The following is a 12,941-nucleotide window of genomic DNA, read 5'->3' on the forward strand; positions in this document are numbered from 1 at the left end:
TTTAGGCTGTAATGAAGGAGGCGTGAATATGAAAACATTTTTAACATTTCCGAAAGACTTCTGGTGGGGCTCGGCATGGTCAGCAGAACAAGCAGAAGGAAAAGGTGACACAGGGAAAGCGAAAACAATCTGGGAACATTGGTATGAGCAAGATCCGAACCGCTTTTATCAAGGCGTGGGACCAGAAGTGACGACCGATCATTTTAATCGTTATCAAGAAGATGTCGCATTGATGAAAGAAACGGGACATAATTCATTTCGAGTATCGATCTCGTGGGCACGAATGTTTCCAGATGGGGGCACTGGCGAAGTAAATCAGAAGGCGATCGCTTTTTATCGGGATTTATTTTCACGTATGAATGAAAGCGGTATCAAGGTGTTTGCCAATTTGTATCATTTTGATATGCCATTTGCACTTCAAGAAAAAGGTGGTTTTGAAGCAAGAGAAGTAGTGGATGCGTATGTTCATTATGCCTCGGCTTGTTTCGACGCATTTGGGGATCAGGTTTACCATTGGTTCACTTTTAATGAGCCACTAGGTCCGATATTAGGCGGGTATTTGGAAGACTTCCATTATCCGAACTTGATCGACTTCAAACGTGGCGCGCAAGCAGCATTCTACACGATTCTAGCGCACGCTGAAGCGATAAAGGCGTTTAAGGAACGCGACCTAGATTCGAAAATAGGCGTGATCTTGAATTTAAGTCCCACCTATCCGCGCAGTCAACATCCAGCTGATCTGGAAGCGGCAGAAATCTGTGATGCTTTTTATACCCGCAGCTTTTTAGACCCAATGGTAAAAGGGACATTTCCGGAACGTTTGACGACGCTTTTGAGCGAGTATGACCAATTGCCACAAGTGGAGCCGGAGGAACTGCAAACGATCAAGGAAAACACTTCGCAGATCTTGGGGCTTAATTATTATGAACCGCGCCGAGTGAAAGCCAGACTAACAGCGATCAATGAGAAAGGACCGTTTTTACCGGACTGGTTCTTTGAAGCACATGATATGCCGGGGAAACGGATGAATATTTATCGCGGCTGGGAAATTTATGAACGCGGTATTTATGATCTTTGTATCGATATCCGTGACAACTATGGCAACATTGAAGCCTTTATTTCGGAAAACGGGATGGGAGTAGCGGATGAAGAACGTTTTATGGATGAGTCAGGTCAAGTGATAGATGATTACCGGATCGATTTTATCAAAGACCACTTGGCATATGTGCATCAGGCGATTGAAGAAGGATGTGCGGTCCGCGGCTATCATCTATGGACATTCATCGACTGCTGGTCGTGGATCAATAGCTACAAAAATCGTTATGGCTTAGTGTCGCTGGATCTGAAAACACAGAAGCGGACAATCAAGAAGAGTGGTAAGTTCTTTAAGGAAATGGCAGATCAAAACGGATTTGCCTATGAAGTAACTAAATTGGCAGGGACGAAAAAAGGAGGAAATTGATAATGGCTTCATCCAATAAAAAAGTATTAGATGGTTTTATCAATGTTGCACAAAGGCTGGGAGGACAAATTCATTTGCGTTCTCTTCGTGATGCTTTCGCAAGTATTATGCCCTTTATGATTTTAGCGGGTTTTATCACACTGATCAATTCAGTGATTTTAGATCCATCTGGTTTTATGAGCCATGTCGTTTCCTCTGAATCGCTTGCTCATTGGCAAAGTATCGGAATATCGATCTCAAACGGAACGCTTGGTGTTATCACTTTGCTGGTAACGATCGCGGTGTCCTATCATTTATGTTTAAACCGCAATTATACGAATTTTATCGCTCCGATATTAGTATCATTTTCTTCCATCATTGTGGTAACGCCATTTGTTGCGGACATGGTACCAACTGGTGCCAAAAAAGCAGTTGAGATCGCAAATATCATTCCTGTAAGCTACACAGGCGCAGCTGGACTGTTCGTGGGGATCATCGTCGGCTTGCTAGCAACGGATGTATTTATCAAACTGTCTAAAAATAAACGGATGCAAATCAACATTAGCGGGAATATCCCGCCGGCAGTTATCCGCTCTTTTAACGTATTGATCCCAATTATGCTGGTCGTTGTTATCTTCGGAATCTTGAGCTTTGTTGTTCAAACATTTGCGAATATGGATGTCAATACACTGATCTCTACGATCATCACAAAACCATTAAGCTATGTAACGACAAGTTTGCCTGGATTCTTGCTGATCACGTCGATCGCCAATCTATTCTTTGGATTAGGGATTCACCAAGCGGTCATTTCCGGTCCGCTACTAGATCCGTTTTTACTGCAAAATATGCAGGAAAATATGCTTGCTTATGCCCATCATCAAGCGATCCCACATATCATCAATATGGCCTTCAAAGATACTTTTGCCGTTATGGGTGGTTCGGGAAATACGATTTCCTTGCTGATCGCGATCTTTATTTTCGGCAGACGAAAAGATTATAAAGATATTTCCAAATTATCAGCGGCACCATCGATTTTCAATATCAGTGAACCGATCATCTTTGGATTACCGATCGTTTTCAACCCAATGCTGATCATTCCGTTCGTGATCGCACCGATCTTCTCGCTGACAACGGCATACTATGCGACTGCAGCCGGCTGGATCAATCACGTTGTCGTTCAGACACCATGGACGACCCCGCCGATCTTATCTGGATTCTTGGCAACAGGCGGTGACTGGCGGGCAGCAGCTTTGCAGGTTGTCATAATCGTGATAACGATCTTTATATACCTGCCGTTCTTACGATTGGATGAACGAGTTGCGTTTGCCTCTGAAAAAGAAAACAAAGTGGAACAGGAAAATTAATTTGTTCGCGTTAAAAAGCATCTTCTCACAATCGGGGAGATGCTTTTTTGCAGGCATTAGTAGTAAGACAAAAAGAAAAAGTCCAAAAAAATAAAGCAAAAGGGTTTACTTACTAAAAGTAAGGGTGTATACTTACTTTTGGTTAGTAAATAACATTTTGTGTTTCTGATCAATAATTGAATGAGGTGATCGTATGGTGAAAATTGGAATTATATTAGGCAGTGTCAGAGAAGGAAGAAACGGTAAGGCCGTTGCAGATTGGGCTTTAGATAAAGCGGCGGGTTTCAATAAAGATATAGAAGCAAGCTATGAATTAGTAGATCTTGCAGATTATGACTTACCATTTCTGGGAAAGGTTCCGACAGAAGGGCAACAAAAAGCAATCAGCGACTGGTCTGAAAAAATCGCGTCTTTCGATGGCTATATTTTTATCACAGCAGAATATAACCATGGGGTAGCCGGAGCGTTCAAAAATGCGTTAGACTTTTTGAAACCAGAATTTAAAAACAAAGCAGTCGGCTTTATCGGGTATGGCGGATTAGGAGCAGCTCGTTCTATCGAAAACTTGCGTGTTGTCGTTGCAGAGCAAGGTCTTGCATCGGTTCAACGCACAGTCAATTTATCGTTGATGACAGACTTTTTGAATATGAGTGAATTCACACCTGCAGAATTTCATGATGCAGAATTGATCGAATTACTTGATCAATTACTGTCGTGGAGTAAAGCACTTAAAAGCATTCGTTGAGTTTATAAATAAAAAGCGTATGAAGTTACTATTAATGAACCATCCTTTCTGGGGCTGGTATTAATAGGACTTCATGCGCTTTTTTTTATTCAGTCTGCTAGTCGTTCTTCTGCGACTTTCAAAAGCCGTACCCCGATATTGAGCTGGGTCACTTCATCTGCATTCGTCAAGTCGATCTGCAGCATCGAAATGATTTTATTCATGCGGTAGCTCATCGTCTTTGGATGGATAAATAATGCTGCGGCACTTGCTTTGATATTTTGATTATTATCCAGATACGTGACAAGCGTACGGTATAATTCATTTTTATGCGTTTGCAACTGGATAAGTTCTTCGGGAACAAAGTCTAGGAAATTGCTGTCTTTCGGCAGTTTCAATAATAGGCGGTAAAAACCGAGATCGCCATATGAAATAACGAAAGCCTGCGGATAGATCTTCGCCGCTAGCTGCAGCGTTTCCAACGCTTGTTGCGAATGCTTCGGAAATAGGTCGACAGTGCCTTCCTCGCTGATCCCGATCTGCAAGTAGGAATGTTGGCTTTTAGTTTGATCGATCAACTGTTGGAGCTTCTTTTTCAGCGTAATGATCGTTTCATTTTTTGTGTTTAGAATAAAGTTGATCCGATAAGGTCGAATCCGGTAAACAATATCCGGCCAGACTTTCTTGAAGGCAGCGATCAGATTATTGGTATGTTTATCCGATTTGTTGAAGTCGGTCGTCAGCTGATTGTTGATATTCTTCGATTCGACAGTTAAAAAGCGGTAACGCCCGCCGATATCCATGCGAAACTGGTTTAGGATCATTTCAAGCTGTGCTTTGGAATCAACTTTGCCGGAGATCAGATCATCGATCAAGTCGTTGGAATAACCATATTTCATCTCTCTGATGGAAGCCTGTTTCAAATACTCCATTTGAATAAAGCTGATCGCATTTTCGATCGCCATGTAGTCGATCGCGACTACGGCTTTTCCCGCTTCCCGAATAGCTAAATAAAGATTTTCCTCTTTGATTTGAGGAATAGGAACGACGATCTCGCGATACACTTGTGGATCGTTATTTTTATAGCGGAAATTCCGTTCTTTGTAGTGATAACTAGTATGTTCTTTCTTTTCGACAGAAGAAAGATCAGAGAGAATCATTACGTCTTCTGAATCTTCATCCCCACTCAAAATCGGTTTAGCAGAAGTATGCAGTTGATTATATAAATATACTGGATTGTTGATCAGTTTTTCCAACAGCACGAGGATCTCCTTGTAAGAAGTCCCATTCATCGCAAGGGAAATAAATTTTTGGTTGATGAGCCGGTATTGCTGAAGCAGCATATTCGTCTCGTTAAAGAGCAACTGCATGACTTCTACCATAATGTCGTTATATTTGATGTCACGTTCGATCTGGAAAAGTGGCAGATGATATTTCGTACAACTATCCATAATCGCTTTGGGAATCTGCGAAACGAAGCGATCCGTTTTGACAATAAGACCAGCGCATTCAAAATGATGGATCTTCGCGATAAATGACTCCAACTCTGCTTCGCTGTAATTAGAAAAACCATATAAGCTCGTTAACAGCAGTTCATTTGGAGTGACCCAATTTTCGATATCAGGAGCTTCCATGATCATGATATTATCGACCTCATTATGAATGCCCGTTTGGCCAGTAACAAGCTTGGCATTTTGGAAAGAATGTAGCGAAAGTAAGTCGCGAACAAGAACAGTCATCGTCATTTTCTCCTCTCAGGAATTAATCATAAAACATACTTTACACTGGAAAGGATAAAATGTAAAGTTATGATTTCGTTTTCTTTTATCCCGTAGAGATAAAAATATGGAGTTTGTTTATCTGATAATGAGAATGTAATTGCCGAATAATTGGAATAGAATGAAGCTATAGAAGAGATTGGGGGAAGTTTATCGTGTTAAGTACAGTAATCAAGCCGAATAACTATCAAGATTCAATCAGCCTCATGCTACTGACCAAAGAAATCAGTAAAATGGAGGGCATCCATAAACTCCAAGTTATGATGGGGACAGATGCCAATAAATCCATTTTTGACGCAGCCGGGCTGCTTACAGAAGAAGCTGAAAAAGCATCTTCGAATGATATGATGATCGTTTTAGATATCGAAAGTAAAGATATAGAAGAAGAGGCTCTACAAGCAATCGATCAGTTCTTAAAAGATCTTGCTGTGAAAAAAGAAGATACAGGTAATGGACCAGCTTCCGTAAGAAACTGGGATGGTGCCTTAAAAGCTTTGCCTGATGCTAATCTCGCATTGATCTCGGTAGCGGGAACATATGCTGCAGCTGAGATCGAGAATGCTTTGGATAATGGGCTAAATGCGTTTGTATTCAGTGACAACGTGCCTAAAGAAGAGGAAGTTCGTTTGAAGAAGAAAGCGCATGAGAAAGGATTGCTTGTAATGGGTCCGGATTGCGGAACCGGCCTGATCGGTGGTATTCCGTTAGCTTTCACTAATGTGATCCGCCCCGGGAATATCAGCATTGTTGGTGCTTCTGGGACAGGGATCCAAGAAGTATCCACGATTATTGACCGCTTAGGCGGCGGGGTAACGCATGCGATCGGTACAGGCGGACGCGATCTATCCGATGAAGTTGGCGCTATTACAATGAAAGATACGTTATTAGCTCTTGCAGAACACGATCCAACTGAGGTGATCGTCGTGATCTCCAAGCCGCCTGCAAAGGAAGTTCGTGATGAAGTCGTGACATTGCTCCATGGTATTGATAAACCTGTCGTAGCAGTATTCTTGGGAGAAAATCCAACAGCACATGAAGGCGAAGTCTATTTTGCACATACGCTCGAAGAAACAGCTCACTTGGCAGTGGCGCTATCACAAGGGAAATCGATCGAAGCTGAGATCCCTAAACCGCAAGTAGAAAAGGATGCCAAACTTGAAGGTAAGGTGATCAAGGGATTGTATTCGGGCGGTACCCTTGCAAATGAAGCAGGGATGTTGATCTCAGAAGCACTTGACCTGGGTGGCGTTATCAAAGAAGAAGGCTATGTTCTACGAGCGCACGGTCACGAGATACTTGATTTAGGGGACGATCTTTATACGCAAGGCAGACCGCATCCAATGATCGATCCAGAGATCCGCGTTCAGAAAATAAAAGAAACAGCACAAGAAGACAGCACCGGGATCATTTTGCTAGATGTTGTTTTAGGCTATGGAGCGGCAGACATGGCAGAAACATTGGCACCAGTGATCGAAGAAGTGCTTGCCGAAGCAGCAAAAGCGACTCGCTCGCTTCATATTGTCGGGACGATCGTTGGTACGAAAAACGATCCACAAGATTTCGACGCTGCAAAAAAAGTGCTTGAAAAAGCAGGGATGCATGTCACAGACAGCAATGCACAAGCAGTTGATTACAGCTTGCAATTATTAGGCAAACACATCACAGCAACTGCTAAAACACAAAAAGCATACCAAGGCGAAAAAATCGAATTACCAGCCGCAAACGAAAATATCATCGCCTTTTTAAATCAAAAAGCAGAAGTCATCAATATCGGCATTGCTGATTTCAATGAACCAATCCAAAAATTCGGTAGTAGATCCGTTCAATTTGATTGGAAACCAGCTGCTGGTGGCAATGTGAAGTTGATCCAGATACTGCAAAAAATCAAACAGCTGAAAGACCTTGGTCAACAGAATAATGCCGTTGTCGATCGTTTCAGACAAGGTTCGCCTTATCTTGTAGATGTTGTACCGGCTGGCAGTGTGATCGATGAATTGAACAGCAAAACGCTACTTCATGCAGGGCCACCGATCAAATATGAAGATATGTCTGATCCAATGCAAGGTTCTTGCGTCGGAGCTGTCCTTTTTGAAGGCTGGGCAAAAGAAGAAAGCGAAGCACGTTCCTTACTGGAAAACGGCGAGATCAACTTGATCCCCTGTCATCATGTCAATGCAGTCGGCCCGATGGGTGGAATCACATCCGGCAGCATGCCTGTCTTAGTTGTAGAAAATCGCTTAGAAGGAAATCGCGCTTACTGTACATTAAACGAAGGAATCGGCCGGGTGCTACGCTTTGGTGCTTACGACAGCGAAGTGATCGACCGTCTGACTTGGATGAAAGATACATTAGGCCCAGTTTTAGGAGAAGCGATCCGTTCCAAAAAAGAAGGGATCAACGTCAATGTTATTATGGCAAAAGCGATCACGATGGGAGATGAATTCCACCAACGTAATATTGCGGCGAGCCTTGTTTTCCTAAAAGAAGTCGCACCGCTGATCGTAGCACTTGATATTACCGATGATAAAAAAGAAGCAGTGATTCAATTTTTAGCTGATACCGATCAATTTTTCCTCAATATTATGATGGCTACTGGGAAATCGATCGTCGATGCAGCGAAACTGGTTGAAGAAGGAACCATCGTGACAACCTTATCACGCAATGGTCAAAACTTCGGGATCAAAGTAAGCGGACTAGGCGAAGAGTGGTTCACAGCACCTGTTAATACTCCAGAGGGATTATTTTTCACAGGATTCAGCCAAGAAGACGCAAATCCGGATATGGGTGACAGTGCGATTGCAGAAACAGTCGGCTTTGGTGGTATGGCAATGATTGCTGCACCAGGCGTGACACGTTTTGTTGGAGCAGGCGGATTTGATGACGCCAAACGCGTGAGTGACGAGATGGATGAGATCTGTATCGCCAACAATGCGAATTTCACGATCCCGACTTGGGATTTCCAAGGCACACCGCTAGGGATCGATATTTGCAAAGTCGTTGAAACAGGAATCACACCACTCATCAATACCGGGATTGCAGGTAAAGTGGCAGGCCTGGGCCAAGTTGGTGCAGGAACCGTTCGCGCACCGATCCAATGTTTTGAAAAAGCACTAGTTGCCTTTGCTGAAAAATGGGATCTGGTGTAAGACCGTGAATTCTTCCGTTGGGACTATTTCGCTGACTTCAGAGGGGACGGCATGCAGCAGTTACGCGCTGCGCCGCCTTGAAGAAGGACGAGCCGGCTATGTGCGAAGTATCTTTCAAACCAGCTTGAACATTGAAGCGGAAGGTTTTCTATTTCACATCGGGGAAGAAACTGCCGGACTTTCCTGCAATGGTTGTACATTGACTCGAGCAGGCATACGCACGTTACTGGCAACTGCTTCGATCGATGATCTAGTTCTGTTCCGTTCCGGTTTACTGCGTATTTTCACCAGAGGGGGAGTTATCCATCTGGACTTGTCAAAACTCAAACAATGTTCGCTGAAGCTACCGAGTGGAAAGGCAGCAGATCAGCTGGGAAATTTACCACTACTTACGCTGCCTTCCCATGAAAAATTGGCACGCTCGCTAACAAAGTTAGCCACTCCGTTTGTAGAGAGGGATCATCGTAGCTTGCAGCTTGATATGCTAGGTTTGGGCGAAGGATTGACACCTTCTGGAGATGATATGCTGGTCGGCTACACCGCCGTTTTGCAAATCGCCAATGCCTCGCTTTTACCATTGTGGCTAAAGGCTCTCCGCAGCCTGCCGCTGGAAAAAACTACCAGTGTAGCAGCCTCCTATATAGAAGCAGTCTGTGAAGGTCAAGTAAGCGAAGCACTTTTTGACAGTTTGACAGCGGAAGTTGAAAAAATGCAGCAAGAAGCCTTCCAAAAGCTGCTGCAGCTGGGACATACATCTGGGAATGACACATTGCTTGGTATGCAAGCAGCCCTGATTTATTTAAAAATAACAAATCATACGAAACACATAGGGGGAGCATGATGAAAAAAAGAGTTGTGGTCGCATTAGGCGGTAATGCCATTTTAGACGGTGACGCATCCGCAGAAGCCCAACAAGCCAATATTGAGAAAACAGTAGCATATTTGCTGAATTTTATCCAAAATGGCGATGAATTGGTGATCGCTCACGGCAATGGCCCGCAAGTTGGAAATTTGATCTTGCAACAGGCAGCAAGCGATTCAGAAGAAAATCCAGCAATGCCGCTAGACGCTGCCGTGGCAATGACACAAGGCAGTATCGGCTATTGGCTGCAAAACGCATTGGACAATGCGTTAGCGGCGCATCATATCGATAGGGAAGTTGCTACAGTATTGACACAGATCATAGTGGATAAACAAGACGATGCCTTTTTGAATCCTACTAAGCCGATCGGTCCTTTCTTATCAGAAGCAGAAGTGAAAACAGCTGCAGCAAATAATAAGGCCTTTCGTTTTATTGAAGATTCCGGGCGTGGTTTTCGCCGCGTGGTTCCTTCGCCAAAACCGCTGGCTATCAAGGAGAGCAAAGTCATTGCCAATCTTGTCAGCGAAGCCGTTATCACGATTGCTTGTGGTGGCGGAGGCATTCCGATCTATCAAGATGGCGACAGTTATCAAGGTATCGAAGCAGTGATCGATAAAGACTCTGCCGCGGAGCGTTTGGCTGCCGACATTGATGCAGATATCCTCATTATTTTGACAGGTGTCGATAATGTTTATGTGAATTTCAACAAACCGAATCAGCAGAAATTAGGACACGTCACCTCTGAAGAACTACGCGTTTGGGCGGGAGAAGGACAATTCCCGCCAGGAAGCATGCTGCCGAAAGTCGAAGCAGCGATCGATTTTGTCGAACGCACTGGGAAACAAGCAATTATCACTTCTTTAGAAAACTTACAGCATCCCGAAGAGGGAACCGTGATTTCCAAAGCAAGTCATACAGTTTCGTAAAACAGATTGGCCAAAAAAAGGAGGTACAACGGCATGACCAGAAAAAGAACGCTTATCATGGCATTGTTTGGGATCGTATTTTATCTCGTATCCGCAATTCCTGTTTATGCGGCAGAGATCGATAAAGCCGCTCATCCAAAAGGATTCATGGCTATTTTAGTGATTATCCCGCTTATCATCGTCTTGCTGCTTTTATTCTTAAAAGTGGATATGATCATTGCGGGACTTGTGGGCGGCGTGATCGCCATGCTGATCGGGGGAATCGGCTTAGCGGAAGCAAACAAACAGTTTATCGAAACGATTCCGACAATGCTGACAAACACAGTACCGATCATCAACTCAGCGATCGCCATGGCGGTTTTTAAATCGGGTGGCTATTCCGCAGCACTTACACTGGCAAAACGAGCAACGAAAGGACGCGTAGAATTAGTATCTGCCTTTATCGTTATCTTGCTCGCAGCAGCCACTTACATGTCCGGTATCGGCGGCGGTAGTGCAATGGTTATTGCTCCGCTGGCATTTGCAGCAGTCGGTGTTATTCCAGAATTGATTGCCGGGATGTCGCTGGCAGCGGCAGTATCTTTTACCACCTCACCGGCATCATTAGAATCGAGCATCGTGTCGCAATTAGGTGATATCAGTGTCGGCTCTTATGTAGCAACAATGCGTCCGTACTGGCTGTTTTTCGTCCTTGTTGCCGTGATCTTAGCTTATTGGGGAACAAAAAGAAGAAACGTCGGCTTCAAACAGGATGAGAACGACACCTTCCAACATATGAACAACAAACAATTATTTAAGATCACCATTCCAGCTATTTTCTTACTATTTGCCGTTATTTTAGGACCGGTAGTCAATAAATTGATCGGCTTTGAGTTATTATCGCCATTAGTTTACATGGTCGTTACCTTTATTTTGATTTTCTTGTGTACAGAATTTAAAATGAATCAGACGGTAGAATCTATGGTAGACGGTTCTACATACATTTTGACACGATTATTCCAAGTAGGGATTTTCTTATCCTTTATCAACATTATTGCAGAAACTGGTACATTCGGTGTTATCGCTGGTGTTGCAAGATCAGCACCGGAAGCTGTAGTTGTTCCAGTTGCCGTGATAACAGGTATTTTGATTGGTATACCTGCTGGCGCCTATGTCGGCTCGGTACTGACACTGGTGCTTCCGGTTGCCGTATCATTAGGATTTTCACCGCTTGCATTAGGTTTTGTAACGATCGGGGTCGGGCTTGGAAGTCAAATGAGTTTTGTCAATATTACGATGCAGGCATTATCTTCCGGATTCCAGATACCGATTTTAGAGGTTGTAAAAGGAAACGTGAAGTGGATAAGTTTAGCTTCGGTACTGCTACTTATCATTGCATTGATTTTCGCATAAAAAGGATGAGGTGATAGAAAATGGATTTATTAATCAAACAAGTTCGTCTTAAAGACGGTGAACCATTAAAAGATGTGGCAATCGATAAAGGTGCCATTATCGCAATCAACGAAACCATCACAGAAACAGCAGATCGTGTGATCGAAGGGGAAGGCCGCGTGCTGATCCCGGGCCTAGTAGAAAGCCATATTCACTTAGATAAAGCATTGATCGCAAGTCGCAAACCCAATCAGTCGGGGACGTTGCAAGAAGCAATCGCCGTAACCGCTGAATTAAAACCGACTTTCACCGAAGAGGATGTGTACAGCCGGGCAAAAGAAGCCTTAGAAATGGTGATCGCACATGGCGTCACATCGATCCGGACTCATTCGGAATTCGATCCAGCGCAAGGCTTTACCGGCTTCAAAACGATTCTTCGCCTAAAAGAAGAGTATAGAGATCTGGTAGATATGCAAGTCGTCGCTTTTCCGCAAGAAGGTATCTTTAAGGCACCAGGAACGGAAAAAATGATGTACGAAGCTATGGAAATGGGGGCCGATGTTGTTGGCGGGATCCCTTACAACGATGCACCTGCAAAAGAACATATCGATCTTGTTTTTGAGATCGCAAAGAAATACGGTGCGGATGTCGATCTACATCAAGACTTTGCTGATGAAGCAGATGAGATATCGATCGAATACCTTTGCGAAAAAACAATTGCAGAAGGCTATCAAGGCCGCGTATCAGTAGGTCATCTAACTGCGCTGCATGCTTTACCAGAAGAAAAACTAACACCGATCATTGCAGCAATGGCGAAAGCTGACATCAGCGTGATGGCATTGCCGGCAACGGATCTGCACTTGGGTGCCCGGAAAGATCCATATAATGTCCGCCGTGCCGTGACACCGATTCGTAAATTACGTGATGCCGGCGTTAATGTGTGCTTGGCGACTAACAACATTCGCAATGCTTTCACACCATACGGCAATGGCGATCTAGTGCAAATCGCCATGCTTGCAGTACCAGTAGCGCATTTGGGTGGTGCTGATGACCTGCCTTCCGTTTTACCGATGATCACGACTAATCCAGCCAGAGCGATCGGACTTAAAAAATATGGCATTGCAGTCGGCAATCAAGCAGATGTAGTGTTATTAGATACAAAAGTGGTCAATGATGCTATTATCGACATCCCAGAACGGCTATTTGTGATCAAAAGCGGCCGCGTGACCGTAGAAACGACCAAAGAAGTAAAAATCAATCGTGCGTAACCTAGCTGAGAGCGTGAAGAGAGTTTTTCTCTTCACGCTTGACAGCTATGCTATAATATAT

8 protein-coding genes and 2 pseudogenes are annotated in these 12,941 nt (G+C 43.9%); 9 read left to right on the forward strand and 1 reads right to left on the reverse strand.

The window, feature by feature from the left end; translation table 11 throughout:
• The first annotated feature begins 28 nt into the window (after positions 1-28).
• The 3 genes and pseudogenes from HMPREF0556_RS08790 to HMPREF0556_RS08800 all read left to right on the forward strand — a co-directional run bounded on the left by HMPREF0556_RS08790 (position 29) and on the right by HMPREF0556_RS08800 (position 3,550).
• Positions 29-1,481, forward strand: a pseudogene (locus tag HMPREF0556_RS08790) (glycoside hydrolase family 1 protein).
• Positions 1,465-2,805, forward strand: coding sequence for a PTS sugar transporter subunit IIC (locus HMPREF0556_RS08795; protein WP_003757744.1), 1,341 nt, complete (start codon positions 1,465-1,467; stop codon positions 2,803-2,805). The pseudogene HMPREF0556_RS08790 and the gene HMPREF0556_RS08795 overlap by 17 nt, the downstream one beginning before the upstream one ends.
• Positions 2,806-2,998: 193 nt before the next feature.
• A complete protein-coding gene (locus tag HMPREF0556_RS08800; protein WP_003757747.1) occupies positions 2,999-3,550 on the forward strand; it encodes an NADPH-dependent FMN reductase in 552 nt (183 codons plus the stop codon).
• 89 nt (positions 3,551-3,639) lie between these two features.
• Here HMPREF0556_RS08800 and HMPREF0556_RS08805 read toward each other — a convergent pair whose 3' ends face one another.
• A complete protein-coding gene (locus HMPREF0556_RS08805; RefSeq protein WP_040486691.1) occupies positions 3,640-5,268 on the reverse strand; it encodes a PucR family transcriptional regulator in 1,629 nt (542 codons plus the stop codon).
• Positions 5,269-5,462: 194 nt separating this feature from the next.
• Here HMPREF0556_RS08805 and fdrA point away from each other — a divergent pair.
• From fdrA to HMPREF0556_RS08835, 6 genes and pseudogenes are all read left to right on the forward strand, one after another.
• Positions 5,463-7,181, forward strand: a pseudogene (gene fdrA / locus HMPREF0556_RS13610) (acyl-CoA synthetase FdrA); the annotation flags it as partial.
• An 18-nt stretch (positions 7,182-7,199) separates the two neighbouring features.
• A complete protein-coding gene (locus HMPREF0556_RS13615; protein WP_232020862.1) occupies positions 7,200-8,453 on the forward strand; it encodes a YlbE family protein in 1,254 nt (417 codons plus the stop codon).
• Between the two features lie 4 nt (positions 8,454-8,457).
• Positions 8,458-9,294: an oxamate carbamoyltransferase subunit AllH family protein gene (locus tag HMPREF0556_RS08820; RefSeq protein ID WP_040486692.1), complete on the forward strand. Its 837-nt coding sequence runs from the start codon at positions 8,458-8,460 to the stop codon at positions 9,292-9,294.
• Positions 9,294-10,241 carry a carbamate kinase gene (gene arcC, locus HMPREF0556_RS08825; RefSeq protein WP_040486693.1) on the forward strand — a complete coding sequence of 316 codons (948 nt, stop codon included), beginning with the start codon at positions 9,294-9,296 and terminating at the stop codon, positions 10,239-10,241. Before HMPREF0556_RS08820 ends, arcC begins: the two co-directional genes overlap by 1 nt.
• Positions 10,242-10,274: 33 nt before the next feature.
• On the forward strand, positions 10,275-11,633 hold the full coding sequence (locus HMPREF0556_RS08830; RefSeq protein ID WP_003757758.1) for a hypothetical protein: 1,359 nt from the start codon (positions 10,275-10,277) through the stop codon (positions 11,631-11,633).
• 20 nt (positions 11,634-11,653) lie between these two features.
• Positions 11,654-12,880 carry an amidohydrolase family protein gene (locus HMPREF0556_RS08835; protein WP_003757760.1) on the forward strand — a complete coding sequence of 409 codons (1,227 nt, stop codon included), beginning with the start codon at positions 11,654-11,656 and terminating at the stop codon, positions 12,878-12,880.
• Positions 12,881-12,941: the final 61 nt, after the last annotated feature.

It is taken from the genome of Listeria grayi DSM 20601 (genome assembly GCF_000148995.1).
Classification (GTDB): domain Bacteria; phylum Bacillota; class Bacilli; order Lactobacillales; family Listeriaceae; genus Listeria; species Listeria grayi.

Excerpts from the sequence above, each read along its gene's own strand:
- HMPREF0556_RS08795 (WP_003757744.1), top strand. The coding sequence starts at position 1,465 with ATGGCTTCATCCAATAAAAAAGTATTAGATGGTTTTATCAATGTTGCA.
- HMPREF0556_RS08800 (WP_003757747.1), top strand. The coding sequence starts at position 2,999 with ATGGTGAAAATTGGAATTATATTAGGCAGTGTCAGAGAAGGAAGAAAC.
- HMPREF0556_RS08805 (WP_040486691.1), bottom strand. The coding sequence starts at position 5,268 with ATGACTGTTCTTGTTCGCGACTTACTTTCGCTACATTCTTTCCAAAAT.
- arcC (WP_040486693.1), top strand. The coding sequence starts at position 9,294 with ATGAAAAAAAGAGTTGTGGTCGCATTAGGCGGTAATGCCATTTTAGAC.
- HMPREF0556_RS08830 (WP_003757758.1), top strand. The coding sequence starts at position 10,275 with ATGACCAGAAAAAGAACGCTTATCATGGCATTGTTTGGGATCGTATTT.
- HMPREF0556_RS08835 (WP_003757760.1), top strand. The coding sequence starts at position 11,654 with ATGGATTTATTAATCAAACAAGTTCGTCTTAAAGACGGTGAACCATTA.